Raw genomic sequence first — 15,973 nt, forward strand, 5'->3', positions numbered from 1 at the left:
CAGAACAACCACCGTCGTCTATTGTCCCTATACCTTGTACCTATAAATACGCCAACTGAGTCTCGGTTATGTTTGGCCGAAGGCTTGTGTCATGATGATCCGACCGCAGGTTAGTCGTCCTCTTCCTATATGAATAGATCCTCCGCGTTGCTCCTTGCTTTTGTCTTCCTCAGCGGCTGCCAGGCCTTGGCCCCCGTGTCGCCGGACGGTACGCCGCCGGTGGAAGACAGCACCCCCGCCCCTGAAAAGCCCAAGGTTTATTCTTCATTCAGTGAAGAAACGGTGTTCAGCCTGCTGAGCGCGGAGCTGGCTGGCCAGCGCAATCGTTTCGACATTGCGTTGGATAACTACGTGACGCAGGCCATCAATACGCAGGACCCGGGGATTTCCGAGCGGGCGTTTCGTATCGCCGAGTACCTGGGCGCCGATCAGGCTGCGCTGGATACCTCGCTGATCTGGGCGAAAAACGCGCCGGACGACCTCGAGGCGCAGCGCGCCGCGGCGGTGCAACTGGCGCGTGCGGGGCGCTACGACGACTCCATGGTCTATATGGAGAAGGTCTTGCAGGGCAAGGGCGACACCCATTTCGACTTTCTTGCGCTGTCGGCTGCCGACACCGACCAGGACACGCGCAATGGTCTGATGAAGAGCTTCGACCGCCTGCTGCAAAAACATCCCAAGAACAGTCAGCTGATTTTCGGCAAGGCCTTGCTGTTGCAGCAAGACGACGAGGCCGATGCGGCGCTGAAACTGCTGGAGCAGAACCCACCGGAAGAGGGTGAGATCGCGCCGATCCTGCTGCGTGCGCGCCTGCTGCAAAACCTCAATCGCGGCAAGGAAGCGATTCCGCTGCTGGAAAAAAGCATCAAGAAGTACCCGGACGACAAGCGCCTGCGCCTGACCTACGCGCGCATGCTGGTGGAACAGGACCGCATGGAAGACGCCAAAGTGCAGTTCGCCAACCTGGTCCAGCAATACCCGGACGACGACGAACTGCGCTATTCCCTCGCACTGGTGTGCCTGGAAGCCAAGGCCTGGGATGAGGCCAAGGGTTACCTGCAAGAGCTGATCGAACGCGAAAGCCACGTGGATTCGGCGCACCTGAACCTGGGCCGCATCGCCGAGGAGCACAATGACCCACAGGCCGCCCTGCTTGAGTATGCCCAGGTCGGCCCTGGCAACGATTACCTGCCGGCGCAACTGCGCCAGGCCGACATATTGATGAGCAACGGTCGCACCGACGAGGCGGAAAAACGCCTGGCGGCTGCGCGTGATGCCGAGCCTGACTACGCGATCCAGCTGTACCTGATCCAGGCCGAAACCCTGTCGGCCAATAACCAGGGCGAGCGCGCCTGGAAACTGCTGCAACAAGCGTTGCTGCAATACCCTGACGACCTGAACCTGCTGTACACCCGCGCCATGCAGGCGGAAAAGCGCAACGACCTGGCGCAGATGGAAAAAGACCTGCGCCTGATCATCAAGCGTGATCCGGACAACGCCATGGCCCTCAACGCCCTGGGCTACACCTTGTCCGACCGGACCACGCGCTACGACGAAGCCAAGGCGCTGATCGAACAAGCGCACAAGCTCAACCCGGAAGACCCGGCCGTGCTCGATAGCCTGGGATGGGTGAATTACCGCCTGGGCAACCTGGATGAAGCCGAACGCTTGCTGCGCCAGGCACTGGAGCGCTTCCCCGACCAGGAAGTCGCCGCCCACCTGGGTGAAGTCCTGTGGGCCAATGGCAAACAACGCGAAGCGCGCCAGATCTGGGAAAAATTCCTCAAGGAACAACCCGAAAGCCCCATCCTGCGCGGCACCATCAAACGCCTGACCGGATCCGAGACCCTTTAAGCTTATGTTCTTGCGCCACGTTGCAGTCTTCAGTCTTATCGCCCTGCTCGCCGGTTGCGCGGGCGTCGGCACCCGCGAATCCGTTGAGGGCCAGGGCAACCCGGCGCAATGGCAACAGCACAAGGATCAGCTCGCCAGCATCGATGGCTGGCAGATCGAAGGGAAAGTCGGTGTTCGTGCGCCGAAAGATTCCGGGAGCGGTACGTTGTTCTGGCTGCAACGCCAGGATTACTACGACATCCGCCTGTCCGGCCCATTGGGCCGTGGCGCGGCACGCCTGACCGGCCGACCGGGGCAAGTCAGCCTGGAAGTGGCCAATCAGGGCCGCTATGAAGCGACATCGCCGGAAACATTGCTGGAAGAACAGATCGGCTGGAAGCTGCCAGTGTCGCATCTGGTGTGGTGGGTACGCGGCTTGCCCGCGCCTGAGAGCAAAAGCCGCTTGAGCCTTAACAGTGACAGCCGCCTGGCCACCCTGGAGCAGGATGGCTGGCAAGTCGAATATTTGAGCTACGTGCAGCAAAGCGGTTACTGGCTGCCTGAACGAATCAAGCTGCATGGCACCAACCTTGACGTCACGCTGGTGATCAAGGACTGGCAACCACGCAAACTGGGACAATAACGTGACCGTAGAACGCTTGACCCTGCCCTCCCCTGCAAAACTCAATTTGATGCTGCACATCCTGGGTCGTCGTGAAGACGGCTACCACGAGTTGCAGACGCTGTTTCAATTTCTCGACTACGGCGATGAGATGACGTTCGCCGTACGCGACGATGGCGTGATCCAGCTGCATACCGAATTCGAAGGCGTGCCCCACGACAGCAACCTGATCGTGAAGGCCGCAAAAAAACTTCAGGAACAATCTGGCTGCTCGCTCGGCATCGACATCTGGATCGATAAAATCTTGCCCATGGGCGGTGGTATCGGCGGCGGCAGTTCGAATGCGGCCACCACACTGCTGGGTCTGAATCACTTGTGGCAACTCGGCTGGGACCACGATCGCCTGGCGGCGCTGGGCCTTACACTGGGCGCGGACGTCCCGGTTTTCGTGCGTGGACACGCCGCATTTGCTGAGGGTGTCGGGGAAAAACTCACCCCTGTAGAGCCCGAAGAACCGTGGTATGTCGTACTTGTGCCGCAAGTATCTGTAAGTACAGCAGAAATTTTTTCAGATCCGTTGTTGACACGTAACTCTTCTCCCATTAAAGTGCGCCCCGTTCCCAAGGGAAACAGTCGAAATGACTGCTTACCGGTTGTAGCAAGGCGTTATCCAGAGGTACGTAACGCTTTGAATTTGTTAGGTAATTTTACCGAAGCAAAATTAACCGGAACTGGAAGTTGTGTGTTTGGGGGCTTCCCAAACAAAGCTGAAGCTGATAAAGTCTCGGCCCTTCTTACAGAGACCCTTACAGGGTTTGTAGCAAAAGGAAGCAACGTTTCGATGTTGCATCGCAAGCTGCAAAGTCTGCTCTAAAAGGAACCGAGTGTTAGGCACTCGTTGCAACAGATACAGGGGCGTCGCCAAGCGGTAAGGCAGCAGGTTTTGATCCTGCCATGCGTTGGTTCGAATCCAGCCGCCCCTGCCATTTTCTAATACTCATCCAGGTTACCCTCAGCCTCTAGGTACTGCGCGTGTCCAAGATGATGGTCTTTACGGGGAACGCCAACCCCGATCTGGCTCGACGTGTCGTACGTCAGCTGCATATCCCTCTCGGTGACATCTCTGTCGGTAAGTTCTCCGACGGTGAAATTACAGCCGAGATCAATGAAAACGTCCGCGGTAAAGACGTCTTCATTATTCAGCCGACTTGCGCTCCGACCAACGATAACCTGATGGAACTCGTCGTGATGGCTGATGCCTTCCGCCGCTCCTCAGCGACTCGAATCACAGCTGTAATCCCTTACTTTGGTTATGCCCGTCAGGATCGCCGTCCGCGCTCCGCACGTGTGGCCATCAGCGCGAAAGTCGTCGCTGACATGCTGACCGTGGTAGGTATCGACCGTGTTCTCACGGTTGACCTGCACGCTGACCAAATCCAGGGGTTCTTCGATATTCCGGTAGATAACATCTACGGCTCCCCAGTCCTGGTGGATGACATCGAAGACCAGCGCTTTGAAAACCTGATGATCGTATCCCCGGACATTGGTGGCGTCGTGCGTGCACGGGCTGTTGCCAAATCCTTGGGCGTGGACCTCGGGATCATCGACAAACGCCGTGAAAAAGCCAATCACTCTGAAGTGATGCATATCATCGGTGATGTCGAAGGGCGTACCTGTATTCTGGTTGATGACATGGTCGACACCGCCGGCACCCTGTGCCACGCGGCGAAAGCCTTGAAAGAGCACGGTGCCGCAAAAGTCTTCGCCTACTGCACACACCCTGTGCTGTCGGGCCGAGCGATCGAGAACATCGAGAACTCCATGCTGGACGAACTGGTGGTGACCAACACCATCCCGTTGTCCGCTGCAGCTCAAGCCTGTTCGCGTATCCGCCAACTGGATATTGCACCGGTAGTTGCCGAAGCGGTTCGCCGCATCAGCAATGAAGAATCGATCAGCGCGATGTTCCGTTAAGGGTCATACCTTCGGATCATTTCACTGACGAAAAGCGCCCCGCCCCGGCATTCTGTCGGGGCGGGGCTTTTTTGCCCATATCGAGAACGGCGCTGGTCGCAAACGCCACTCGATGATGGCTATTTTGGAGATACAAAATGACTGACTTTACTCTGAACGCTCAAGCGCGTACTGACCTGGGGAAAGGTGCGAGCCGCCGCCTGCGTCACGCCGCCAACGTCCCAGCCGTTGTATACGGTGGTAACAAGCCTGCTGAATCCGTGACCATCCTGGCCAAGGAAATCGCCAAGCTGTTCGAAAACGAAGCTGCCTACAGCCACGTTATCGAGCTGAACGTCGACGGCGCCAAGCAGAACGTCATCGTTAAAGCGATGCAGCGTCACCCGTCCAAGCAGTTCATCATGCACGCTGACTTCGTTCGCGTCGTAGCTGGCCAGAAACTGACCGCTGTCGTGCCTGTGCACTTCGTCGGCGAAGAAGCTCCGGTCAAGAAAGGCGGCGAGATTTCTCACGTTGTGAACGAAATCGAAGTGACCTGCCTGCCGAAAGACCTGCCTGAGTTCATCGAAGTCGACCTGTCGACCGCTGAAGTTGGCGCCATCATCCACCTGTCCGACCTCAAGGCCCCTAAAGGCGTTGAGTTTGTTGCACTGGCTCACGGTGATGACAAAGCTGTTGCAAACGTACACGCTCCACGCGTTGCTCCAGAAGCAGACGCTGCAGAGTAAATCACTCTGTAACGTCGGAGCTTGAGGAAACATCGCGGACCGAAACGTAGCGAGAAAGCGGGCGATAACGCGACGTTTACTCTTGAGTAAATGAGCTACTGTTGTCCACTTTCGCCGCACCTTGGTTTGGCGATGTTATCCACAACTCCAAAGGAAGGGCCCCTGTCGTGACTGCCATTAAACTGATCGTTGGCCTGGGAAATCCAGGCGCCGAATACGAACAGACCCGGCATAACGCGGGGGCCCTTTTTGTTGAGCGCATCGCCCACGCGCAAGGTGTGAACCTTGTGGCCGATCGCAAGTATTTTGGCCTGACCGGGCGCTTCTCGCACCAGGGTCAGGATGTTCGTCTGCTGATTCCCACCACCTACATGAACCGTAGCGGCCAAGCCGTGGCGGCGCTTGCGAACTTCTTCCGGATCAAACCCGAAGAAATCCTGGTGGCCCATGACGAACTGGACCTGCCACCCGGTGTTGCCAAGCTCAAGCTCGGCGGTGGGCATGGCGGGCACAATGGCCTGCGCGACATCATCGCGCAGCTGGGCAATCAGAATAATTTCTACCGTCTGCGGCTCGGCATTGGCCACCCAGGCGTTGCCAGTATGGTTTCAAATTTCGTCCTGGGTCGTGCGCCACGCGCCGAACAGGAAAAACTCGATGCCAGCATCGACTTTGCCCTCGGCGTGCTGCCGGATATCTTCGCCGGTGAATGGAACCGCGCGATGAAAAACCTGCACAGCCAGAAGGCCTGACTCTTTATCCGAGGGGAAACACCATGGGATTCAATTGCGGCATCGTCGGCCTGCCCAACGTCGGCAAATCCACCTTGTTCAACGCCCTGACCAAGTCCGGTATTGCGGCGGAGAACTTCCCCTTCTGCACCATCGAACCCAACAGCGGTATCGTGCCGATGCCGGACCCACGCCTGGACGCCCTCGCGGCCATCGTCAATCCAAAGCGCATCCTGCCGACCACCATGGAATTCGTCGACATCGCGGGCCTGGTGGCTGGCGCGTCGAAAGGTGAAGGCCTGGGTAACAAGTTCCTGGCCAACATCCGTGAAACCGATGCCATCGCCCACGTGGTCCGCTGCTTTGAAGACGAAAACGTGATTCACGTCTCCAACAGCGTCGACCCGAAACGCGACATCGAGATCATCGACCTGGAACTGATCTTCGCCGACCTCGACAGCTGCGAGAAGCAATTGCAGAAGGTCGCGCGTAACGCCAAGGGCGGCGACAAAGACGCCGTGGTTCAAAAAGCGCTGCTGGAACAGCTGATCGCACACTTCACCGAAGGCAAGCCGGCACGCAGCCTGATGAAGAACATGGGCGCCGACGAGAAGGCCGTGATCAAAGGCTTCCACCTGCTGACCACCAAGCCGGTGATGTACATCGCCAACGTCGCCGAAGACGGTTTCGAGAACAACCCGCTGCTCGACGTGGTCAAGGCCATCGCCGACGAAGAAGGCGCGATCGTGGTGCCGGTGTGCAACAAGATCGAAGCCGAAATCGCCGAGCTGGATGACGGCGAAGAGAAGGACATGTTCCTCGAGGCCCTGGGCCTGGAAGAGCCTGGCCTGAACCGCGTGATCCGCGCCGGTTACGAAATGCTCAACCTGCAGACCTACTTCACCGCCGGTGTCGAAGAAGTCCGTGCATGGACCGTCAAGGTCGGCGCCACCGCGCCACAGGCCGCCGGCGTGATCCACACCGACTTCGAGAAAGGCTTTATCCGTGCCGAAGTAATCGCCTACAACGACTTTATCCAGTTCAAGGGTGAGGCCGGCGCCAAGGAAGCGGGTAAGTGGCGCCTGGAAGGCAAGGAATACATCGTGAAAGATGGCGATGTGATGCACTTCCGTTTCAACGTATAAGTTTCACGCTGCAGATAAAAAGCCGATGCAATGCATCGGCTTTTTTGTACCTACCTGATTGTCATAGATAAACAAATTTAAGATTAATCTTACATATACAGTTCGCATCAAAACCACACAACCACCATAGGCCCTCCGTTTATCCTACAACACTTTAGCTGCTTACCCCTTTCAACCCTACCTCCCACCCTGATAAGTTTCGACCTGCTGGCGAGGCTAACAGGTCGTTCGCCCAGCCATAAAGCAATAGCGTTGGCGGAGCCTCTTTACGATGTCGGTCTTTATTCACAAGCACAATGAAGTAGATCCCCTCTTTATTGCAGGCTCGGAAATTGAAAGCACCCTCAATACGACCGCAACACTTAATATAGACATCCTATTACTAGGAGAAACCGGCACCGGCAAAGATACCTTGGCGCAACGGGTACATCGTTTGTCTGGCCGCCGTGGAAACCTGGTCGCCGTTAACTGTGCAGCCATCCCGGAAACTCTCGCCGAAGGCCAATTATTCGGGGTCAATAGTGGCGCCTATACCGGTGCAGTGCAGTCGAGGGCAGGCTTTATCGAAGCCGCACACCTGGGTACGTTGTACCTGGATGAAATCGACAGCATGCCGCTGCCCCTGCAGGCCAAACTGCTTCGAGTCTTGGAGTCGCGCGGTGTCGAGCGCTTGGGGTCGACCCGGTTCATCCCAGTGGACATGCGCGTCATCGCGTCCGCTCAGCAATCGCTGCATGACATGGTCGAACAAGGCACCTTTCGACGTGATCTTTACTTTCGCCTGAATGTCGTGAGCATCAACCTTGTGCCACTGCGTAACCGGCAAGAGCAAATCATTCCGCTGTTTATGGATATGGTGCGACAAGAAGCGCAATACTTCGACTGCCCCGCGCCTACACCAACCGATACGTTACTCCAACAATTGCTCTGCCACCGCTGGCTGGGTAATGTCCGCGAATTACGTTCGGCAGCCAAACGCTTTGTGTTGGGCATGCGGCCCCTCGATTCGCCGGTAAAAGATGCTCGGTTCATGCCGTTGAAAGAGCGCCTGCAGCAAATCGAAAAGTCATTGATCGAGGAGTCGTTGAAACGTCATGCGGACTGCGTGGAGCGTGTCGCCGCAGAACTGGGCGTTGCCAAGCGAACGCTGTATTACCGTTTGAAGCATTTGAACATATTGACCTAGGCATCCACCTAAACTCGACGAAAACATCTTTAGAAACACTTCAGAAATACTTTAGAAATATAATTCTGGAACGTTTTCTACCTCTTCTGCCACTCAATTGACGAGCCTAGGCTCTGAAGATTTTAGGCATGCTATATGTCTATTATTTAGGCACTGACTATATTGAAATCAGGTGATTAATATGGCTATTGACACTATTACCGGATACAACAGTAATAATATTTACACAAACGGATACGGAAGCGGAAACGATATCACCGGCGCATTCGGCGAGATAGACAACGACACCTTCACGGCGCTTCAACTACAAAATCAGCGCCGGAAAAATGGGCAGAACCACTACCAAACCGTAGAAGGCATGAAGGTCGACTTCAACAACAAACTTATGCAGCAGATTGGCCAATCAAAGGGTTAAGCATCAAACGACTTGTCTCCTCAGTTCATTGATGGAGGAGGCAAGTCCCCACCGATACACTTGGAGTGTCAAATGCTTTCGAAAACCGAGTGGGTCTCACAGCCTCAAACGCTTGTACAAAGAAACGACATGACAACGCCTGCCGACTCCACGCTCGACAGCCATTTTTTTGCCTCCGCGTTGATGAGCGATAGCAGTCCAAAGCCCTCGGCTCCGGCCATTGGCGCTCACTATCTGGCGGAGCAATCCACTGCCCTCAAGAGCAAGTCAGACCTGGTATCCAGAGGGTTGAAAGACTTCGCCAGCGGCAAGCACTCCCTAAAGGCAATGCAAGTGCCCCTGGCGTTGGTTGAAAGCAAGGAACTCCTGTCAGTTTCAGTGAAAGTCATCAAACACAGTATTGCAATGGTGGAAAAAACCACCAATCTGCAATAGGAAACCTATGCGCAGCCGTCTCATCACTTGTTTACTGTTAACACTGGCACTCCTCCTTGCCGGCTGTGGTGAACGCATCGAACTTCACCGCCAACTGTCCGAGCAGGAAGCCAACGATGTCATTGCCGAGCTGGCGGATAAACAAATCCGCGCCCAAAAGACATTGGAAAAGGACGGTGTGGTCGTTCGGGTGAAAACCAGCGACATCGCCCGCGCGGTGCGCACGCTGGAGGCCGCGGGGCTGCCCAGAACCGCGCGTTCCACGCTGGGAGAGATTTTCCGCAAGGAGGGTGTCATCTCCACCCCCCTGGAGGAACGGGCCCGTTACATCTACGCGTTATCACAGGAACTGGAGGCCACGTTATCCAACATCGACGGGGTCATCGTCGCGAGGGTGCATGTCGTGTTACCCGAACGCGTGGCCCCGGGCGAACCCGTTCAACCTGCATCGGCCTCGGTCTTTATCAAGCATGACCCGCGCCTGGACCCCGACAACATCAGACCACGTGTGCGCAGAATGGTCGCCAGCAGCATCCCAGGCATGACGACCACGGTGGACAACCCAGAAAAGCTCACCGTCACCTTCGTACCTGCAACCGCCTATGTCGAACAGGAACGCCTGACCTATTTCGGGGCTTTCTTGGTACCCGAGAAAGATCTGACGTTTTGGCAGACAGCGCTGGCAGCACTGCTGATTGCGTTGGCGCTATCGGCCGCAGGGTTGGCATTCTGGCTTCGGAAAAAACTAAGCCCGCAAATGGCACAGGTCAATGACCCACCAAGCACCGCACTCCATGAATGAGCTGTACCAATGGGCACGCTGGTGGACATCTCCCTGGAGCCATTCGCAACAGGACTGGTGGCCCTTCGACTTGGACTCACCTGCCGCCAAGACACTGTGCCGAAGCCGGCATGAACGCATAGGTGTCGCACTGGGCATTACCCCGTGCCTGCCGATTCACCCCTCCCCAGCCCTGTTGCACTTGGTGCTGGCACCGACCGCGCAACGGGAACTGATGCTGGCGCTGGTCGAGGGCATTTACCATCCACAGCACGACAGCGCCTTGAGCACGGATCAACGCGAATGGTGCGCGCGTCTGTCCATGGCGCTCCCCCCCGCGTCCCACAAACCCAGCGTCGACCCTCTGTATTACCTGCGTAGCTGGGTTGACCCTGCCATCTGGCAGCGCCTGCGGCTCAGCTTCTCCCGCCAGCGGGTGCAACTACTCGAGAGCGCACTTCAGATACCAGCCGCCAGCAAGCTCGACACTGTCTGGCAAGCCGTGATCTGGCGTGCCAGCGCCCTGGCCAACAATGTCACCCTACCCGCGGAGAACCTCAATCATGCTCTGCCGACGCAAGATTGAATTATTGACGTCTTCTGCCAGCCTGTCACAGCCCGTGATCTCAAGGGAACTGCTCGCCGACAACCAGCGCGCAGAACATGTGCTCGACAACGCCCAGGCGCAGGCCGAGACGCTGCTGCAGCAGGCGCAAGAGCAGAGCGCGCAAATACTCAAGCAGGCGCACGAAGAGTTCTGGCAGCGTGCCAACCACCAACTGCAGCGGTGGGAAGCCGAACGACAGACAATCGGCGACCAGTGTGAAAGATTCGCCACTACCATCACCCAACAGGCGCTAAGCAGCTTGCTGGAGATGACCCCTCCCGCTGAGCGCATCAGTGCCTTGCTCAACAAGTTGCTGGACCCACTGATCCCCCGCCCCAACGCCGCGCTGGCCTGCCATCCCGCCGATCAAGCACACGTGGAGCAGTGGCTGCATATCAACACCGAGGTGCGCTGGAGCCTGCGTCTGGACGACGCCCTCCCGCCCCAGACACTCATCCTGGAAACTGAAGAAGGCAGTTTCCACGTTGAATGGCAGCGCGCCGTCGAGAGCTTGTTTCTGCTGGACCCGCAGCCGCCGCGCAAGTAGGAAATATCCAGAAATGCCCGGACATTGCCACTGCATGATCGGCGCCTGGAACCGTTACCAAATTTGAACCACACACAGGGGCACGTCACTGGAGGATGCCCCTATGAACTTTGATTACCGGCAGCACCAACAGCAGTACCGAAAGCTGGACACCGTCACAAAACAAATGGATCAGATGAGAAAAACGCCCTACGAGGAACTGGATAGCGAAACATTCGCGGCGTTGTTGAATCAGACGCTGGACACAAAGATGAGTGCGAACCAGCTTCTGACTACCACTCAGGCCCTGACCAACTACCGGGCCGATCAGGGAAAAATCGTCTTCGATGGTATTCCCTGAGTATGGTTGAGTACAGGACGTGGGCACTCGCGAATCGAGGCCCCCCCTACCAACACGCTGCAGTCCTCGTCCTCCCCGCAACCTCCGCTTCCGCCAAATTCAGAGACTTCCCATGAATAACAAGACTGACAAGCCTGACTGCTTGCGCAACGTTTCGCCCAATCACACGCAAAAACGTCGCTGTTGGCCCGGTCTGATCGTACTGCCTTGGCTGCTGAGCGCTTCACACAGCAGCTTCGCTGCCATCCCTCCCGAATGGAAAAACACGGCCTACGCCTACGAGGCCGAGCACAAACCGCTGCGCGAGGTACTCGAAGACTTCGCACAGACCTTTGGTACCCAACTGCAAGTCGAAGGCCTGCTGGAAGGCATCGTCAACGGCAAGATACGCGCAAACACCCCACAATCGATGCTCGACAGGCTGGGCGTGGAACACCGCTTCCAGTGGTATCTGTACAACAACACGCTCTATATCAGCACCTTGGACCAGCAAGAGTCGACGCGACTGGAGGTTTCCTCCGAGACCATCGCCGATCTCAAGCAGGCACTGACTGATATAGGCTTGCTCGACAGCCGGTTCGGTTGGGGCGAGTTGCCCGAGGAAGGCGTCGTACTGGTTTCCGGCCCGCGGCGGTACATCGAGCAGATCAAGCAATTCAGCAGCCAGCGTCGCTCGCCGGACGAGAAGCAAAATGTGTTGAGCTACCCGTTGAAGTTCGCTAACGCGGCGGATCGTTTGGTGGATTATCGTGGAGAGAAGCTGAAAATCCCCGGGGTGGCCAGCATTTTGCGAGGGCTGCTGGAGCCACGTCCCTCGTCGGCTATCTCAGACATGAACTCACGTCCCGCGGCTACCCAGCCCTCCCCTTTGGTGCCGAATGTTCCGCGCCTGGGAAACCCGCTGCTAGGCCAGATGCTCGGCACCAACACCGGGCAACTGGAAACGGGCGCGACACTGACCCCACGCGCTCCTGCGAGCAGCAGCCGCATCCGCGTCGAAGCCGATGTGCGCAACAACGCTGTGCTGATCTACGACTTACCCGAGCGCCAGGTCATGTACCGCGAGTTGATCACCCAACTCGACGTCGCACGCAAGCTGGTGGAAATCGATGCCATTATCCTCGACATCGAGCGCACGCAACTGCGTGAGTTCGGGGTCAACTGGGGCTTCCAGAACAGCCGCTTCAGCGCGGGCTTCACGAATTTCGCACCCGGCACCACTTCCCAGCTATCAATTGAAAACCGCGATCGCTTCTACGCCGACATCCGCGCGCTGGAGGCCAAGGGGCTGGCAACCATGGTCTCCAACCCTTCTGTACTGACTCTGGAAAACCAGCCTGCGGTCATCGACTTCAACCGCACCCAGTACCTCACGCCCGGCCGCGACAACGTAACGATCATGCCGATCGTCGTTGGCACCAGCTTTCGTGTCATACCGCGGGTCATCACCAGCCGCGGCAGCCATCAAGTGCATTTGGCGATCGATATCGAGGACGGTAATTTCGGTGCGCCCAATCCCGTGAACGGCAACCCCAATACCAGCCAGGGCAAGGTCAGCACCCAGGCGGTCATGGCGGAAAAACGCTCCTTGGTGGTCGGTGGCTTCCATGTCACCGAAAGCACAGACAAGCAAAACAAGGTCCCGCTGCTGGGGGATATTCCACTGCTGGGCAAGGCGCTGTTCTCCTCAACCGAACGGCAGAACAACCGGCGTGAACGCCTGTTCATCCTGACCCCACGGGTGATCGGCGACCAGTCCGACCCGTCGCGCTACCTGCCGCAGGCCGACCAGGCAGAACTGCAGACCGCCCTTGCGCCGCTGGCCAGGCGCACGGCCCCTCACGCGCCGGTGATCAAGCGCAGCGACATTATCAACACCATGGCGCGCCTGGTCAGTGGCGAAGTGCCCAAGACGTTCAAGGCGGCCCCCATGCCACTGAGCCTGAACACCTTGTGCGATACCCGAAAATTACTTGAGCTAAACACCGAACGCAGCCAGTGGTATGCCGGCCCGGAATACAACGTGGCCGTCGTGGTGCTGCGCAACACGTTCAACCGCAATGTGCGCATCGATGAGAAGGAGTGCAGCAATTCGCACACCCTGGCCGTCAGCGTCTGGCCACGTGCGTGGCTCAAGCCGGGTGAAGAAGCCGAGGTGTTTATCGCCATGCGCCCGGTGGTCAAGGATGAACATCTCGGTGTACCTCGCCCCTCATTGATCAGCCCAGCCCAGAAGGCCAAACCATGAAGCACAAAATGTTATACGCCTCCCTGATCGGCGCGGTGTTGCTTGTCGCCGGTTGCACCCCAACCTGCAAGGGCGACTCCTGCTCTCGCCCGCAATCGTCTCCGAACAAGCTGATCATCTGGTGGCCACCGCAGATGCGCGCCGAACCCGGCCCGGCGGGAGAACGTGCGGACTATCAAACGGTGTCGCTGGAGCGATGACTGCCCCCGAGCTGCCTGCTGCTCAACGCTGTTCAAGCTCAGGCAGCTCGAGGGTTTCACGCTTGGCTTCATCATCCAGCTCACGCAACGTGCGATAGATGATGGCTACGGCCTGCAAGGTTTCCCGAGGGATGCTGGCCCCCAGCTGTTGGGGGTAGAGGGTGCGGGCCAGCCAGACACACTGAATCACCGGAACCTCTGCGGCCTTCGCCCGCGCGATCAACTGGCGAGCATCGGCGTCCGTGCCTTTGTCCACCAATAGAGGCAGCGGGGTTTTTCCAGGGCGGTAATACAAGGCCACGGCAAAGTGTGTCGGGTTGACCACCAGCATGTCGGCCTCCTCCAGCTTGGGCAGCTTGACCTTGGGCTCCTCCTGGGCCAACTGGAAGGCGAGCGAGCGCCGTTGCCCTTTCACGTGGGGGTCGCCTTCCATGTCCTTGTATTCCTTGAGTACCTCCACCTGGGTCATGCGCATGCGCTTGGCAAAAAAGTGTTTTTGCATGGAAAAATCGATCAGCGCCAACACCAGCAGCAACCCCAGACAAGCGTGCAGCAAGTGGCGGAACAACGTGATCAATGCGAGGAGGTAACTTTGCAGGTCGCTATTGGCCAGGTTAATCAATGCACCCAGCGACGGCATGATCACCACGTACAACACCAGGCCCAGCAGCAACGCTTTGGCGATACTCAACAACAGGTTGATCAACGACTGTGCGGAGAACATCTGCTTGAGTTGATTGAGCGGATTGAGGCGCTTGAAATCGAGTTTCAGGACCTCTGGTGCAAACAGTAATCCGATTTGCATCCAACTGCTGATCAGCTTCATCGCAATCGCCACCCCGGCCATCAACAGGGCGAACGAAAAAAACAGCGCCAGCCCCTCGAACAACACTTCTTCCAGTGCTCGCATAAAGGGTTGGTTCATGCGCGATATCGGCAGCACTATCAACTGCTGGAAACGTTGCATGCTGGTCTCGGCCGTCATCAGCGCGATCTCGCTGATGGCCGTCAACACCAGCAACTTGCCCACATCCTGGCTTTGGGAGACCTGGCCTTTCTTACGCTGGTCCCGCAGTTTTTTGGCCGACGCGGGGTGCTTCTTTTCGCCTGAGTCACTCATGCTGAACCGACCTTGAACAGCAGCGCCAGTGAATGCTTGAGATCACCGAGCAGGCCCATGCGACCGACAATCAAGTCCTGTAACAACGCAAAATACAACAGCAGAATGCCGAGCCCCGCGAGGCATTTGAGCGGCGGCGCCAGCGTGCTCACCTGCAACTGCTGACTGTAAACCCCCAGCAACGCAATACCGAATTCCAGCAACAACAGCACCGCAATGAAGGGCGCGGCGTAGAGCATCATGTGCATGAAGGTGTCGCCGAGCAGATCCACAAACACCCCCATCCCGTTGGCCGACGGCAACGGGAACCAGACCGTGGGCGGCCATATCCGGTAACTGTCCCAGATCACCTGGGTCAGTGCCCCCAAGCCGACGCTGACCATCAACAGAAATATCGCCAGTTGCTTGAACATGTGCCCGCAGGGTGTCGCGTCCGGCCCCAGCGACGGGTTGAGCTGGCCACCGGCCAGGGCGCCGCGCTGGTTGTCCAGCAACGCCCCCACCGACTCGAACATCCAGAACGGCATCGACAGCAACACCCCCAGCACAAGCCCGAGGATGACCTCCTTGAGGACCAACCCGCCAAGCATCAGCATCGAATAGTCCTGACCCGCCAACAGCGCATGGATGCCCGGTGCCGGCAGCAAGGCCAGCACCATCACGATGGCATGCCGGGGCATACCGCGAATATGTTGAAAACAGAATGCCGCCACCAATATGGCGCACGGATAGATCCGCGCCATGGCGATGATCAGGCTCGGTAGATACTCCACATACGGCAGCACAGGCCAGGCCTCAGTTCAGGGCCGAACGGCCGATCATTTCAAAGGTCAGGTTGATCAACTGGATCAACTCAACACCGATCCAGCGGCCGGTAAGGATCAGCGTGATCCCCACCGCCACCAGCTTGATGCCAAAGGGCAGCGTCTGATCCTGAACCTGCATCAGCGCCTGCACCAGCGAGGTCATCACCCCTACCACCACGGCCACGATCAACGGCGGCGCCGACAACACCACCACCAGCAACATGCCCTGCTTGAACAGCACGATAGGTTCCATAA

General features: G+C 57.6%; 19 protein-coding genes and 1 tRNA gene. 17 read left to right on the forward strand and 3 right to left on the reverse strand.

Annotated elements, in window-relative coordinates:
* Positions 1-129: 129 nt before the first annotated feature.
* The 17 genes from IB241_RS07290 (at position 130) to hrpT (ending at position 13,792) form a co-directional block, all read left to right on the forward strand.
* On the forward strand, positions 130-1,854 hold the full coding sequence (locus IB241_RS07290; protein ID WP_192297784.1) for a tetratricopeptide repeat protein: 1,725 nt from the start codon (positions 130-132) through the stop codon (positions 1,852-1,854).
* Between the two features lie 4 nt (positions 1,855-1,858).
* A complete protein-coding gene (gene lolB, locus IB241_RS07295) occupies positions 1,859-2,476 on the forward strand; it encodes a lipoprotein insertase outer membrane protein LolB (RefSeq protein ID WP_192297785.1) in 618 nt (205 codons plus the stop codon).
* A gap of 49 nt (positions 2,477-2,525) precedes the next feature.
* Positions 2,526-3,329 carry a 4-(cytidine 5'-diphospho)-2-C-methyl-D-erythritol kinase gene (gene ispE / locus IB241_RS07300; protein WP_230412803.1) on the forward strand — a complete coding sequence of 268 codons (804 nt, stop codon included), beginning with the start codon at positions 2,526-2,528 and terminating at the stop codon, positions 3,327-3,329.
* Positions 3,330-3,366: 37 nt separating this feature from the next.
* Positions 3,367-3,441: transfer RNA gene (locus tag IB241_RS07305), tRNA-Gln, on the forward strand.
* A gap of 46 nt (positions 3,442-3,487) precedes the next feature.
* Entirely contained in the window at positions 3,488-4,429 is a 942-nt protein-coding gene (locus IB241_RS07310) for a ribose-phosphate pyrophosphokinase (RefSeq protein WP_003208392.1), read from the forward strand.
* Between the two features lie 137 nt (positions 4,430-4,566).
* Entirely contained in the window at positions 4,567-5,157 is a 591-nt protein-coding gene (locus IB241_RS07315) for a 50S ribosomal protein L25/general stress protein Ctc (RefSeq protein WP_192297787.1), read from the forward strand.
* Positions 5,158-5,324: 167 nt separating this feature from the next.
* Positions 5,325-5,909 carry an aminoacyl-tRNA hydrolase gene (gene pth / locus IB241_RS07320; RefSeq protein ID WP_017735148.1) on the forward strand — a complete coding sequence of 195 codons (585 nt, stop codon included), beginning with the start codon at positions 5,325-5,327 and terminating at the stop codon, positions 5,907-5,909.
* Positions 5,910-5,932: 23 nt separating this feature from the next.
* Positions 5,933-7,033 (forward strand): redox-regulated ATPase YchF, encoded by a 1,101-nt coding sequence (gene ychF / locus IB241_RS07325; protein ID WP_192297788.1) that lies wholly within the window; start codon positions 5,933-5,935, stop codon positions 7,031-7,033.
* Between the two features lie 271 nt (positions 7,034-7,304).
* Entirely contained in the window at positions 7,305-8,219 is a 915-nt protein-coding gene (locus IB241_RS07330; RefSeq protein ID WP_192297789.1) for a sigma 54-interacting transcriptional regulator, read from the forward strand.
* Positions 8,220-8,400: 181 nt separating this feature from the next.
* Positions 8,401-8,634 carry a hypothetical protein gene (locus IB241_RS07335; RefSeq protein ID WP_192297790.1) on the forward strand — a complete coding sequence of 78 codons (234 nt, stop codon included), beginning with the start codon at positions 8,401-8,403 and terminating at the stop codon, positions 8,632-8,634.
* Positions 8,635-8,763: 129 nt separating this feature from the next.
* Positions 8,764-9,069 (forward strand): hypothetical protein, encoded by a 306-nt coding sequence (locus tag IB241_RS07340; protein ID WP_192297791.1) that lies wholly within the window; start codon positions 8,764-8,766, stop codon positions 9,067-9,069.
* A 7-nt stretch (positions 9,070-9,076) separates the two neighbouring features.
* Positions 9,077-9,871, forward strand: coding sequence for a type III secretion system inner membrane ring lipoprotein SctJ (gene sctJ, locus IB241_RS07345; RefSeq protein ID WP_192297792.1), 795 nt, complete (start codon positions 9,077-9,079; stop codon positions 9,869-9,871).
* A complete protein-coding gene (locus IB241_RS07350) occupies positions 9,840-10,436 on the forward strand; it encodes a type III secretion protein (protein ID WP_225595295.1) in 597 nt (198 codons plus the stop codon). The genes sctJ and IB241_RS07350 overlap by 32 nt, the downstream gene beginning before the upstream one ends.
* Positions 10,437-10,440: 4 nt before the next feature.
* Positions 10,441-11,004: a type III secretion system stator protein SctL gene (gene sctL, locus IB241_RS07355; protein ID WP_192297793.1), complete on the forward strand. Its 564-nt coding sequence runs from the start codon at positions 10,441-10,443 to the stop codon at positions 11,002-11,004.
* 103 nt (positions 11,005-11,107) lie between these two features.
* The gene (locus IB241_RS07360) at positions 11,108-11,344 is read left to right on the forward strand and encodes a hypothetical protein (protein ID WP_192297794.1); all 237 of its coding nucleotides are present in this window, start codon (positions 11,108-11,110) and stop codon (positions 11,342-11,344) included.
* 112 nt (positions 11,345-11,456) lie between these two features.
* Positions 11,457-13,592, forward strand: coding sequence for a type III secretion system outer membrane ring subunit SctC (sctC, locus tag IB241_RS07365; protein ID WP_192297795.1), 2,136 nt, complete (start codon positions 11,457-11,459; stop codon positions 13,590-13,592).
* Positions 13,589-13,792, forward strand: a complete 204-nt coding sequence (gene hrpT, locus IB241_RS07370; protein ID WP_192297796.1) for an HrpT family type III secretion system protein — start codon at positions 13,589-13,591, stop codon at positions 13,790-13,792. The genes sctC and hrpT overlap by 4 nt, the downstream gene beginning before the upstream one ends.
* Positions 13,793-13,814: 22 nt before the next feature.
* Here the strand turns inward: hrpT and sctU are convergent, their stop codons facing one another.
* Genes sctU through sctS form a run of 3 tightly spaced genes read right to left on the reverse strand, consistent with a single transcriptional unit; the run spans position 13,815 to position 15,971 of the window.
* Entirely contained in the window at positions 13,815-14,912 is a 1,098-nt protein-coding gene (gene sctU / locus IB241_RS07375) for a type III secretion system export apparatus subunit SctU (protein ID WP_192297797.1), read from the reverse strand.
* Entirely contained in the window at positions 14,909-15,697 is a 789-nt protein-coding gene (sctT, locus tag IB241_RS07380; RefSeq protein WP_192297798.1) for a type III secretion system export apparatus subunit SctT, read from the reverse strand. Before sctT ends, sctU begins: the two co-directional genes overlap by 4 nt.
* 10 nt (positions 15,698-15,707) lie before the next feature.
* The gene (gene sctS / locus IB241_RS07385) at positions 15,708-15,971 is read right to left on the reverse strand and encodes a type III secretion system export apparatus subunit SctS (RefSeq protein WP_192297799.1); all 264 of its coding nucleotides are present in this window, start codon (positions 15,969-15,971) and stop codon (positions 15,708-15,710) included.
* Positions 15,972-15,973: the final 2 nt, after the last annotated feature.

The sequence above is a fragment of the Pseudomonas sp. PDM05 genome (assembly GCF_014851685.1).
Taxonomy (GTDB): Bacteria; Pseudomonadota; Gammaproteobacteria; order Pseudomonadales; family Pseudomonadaceae; genus Aquipseudomonas.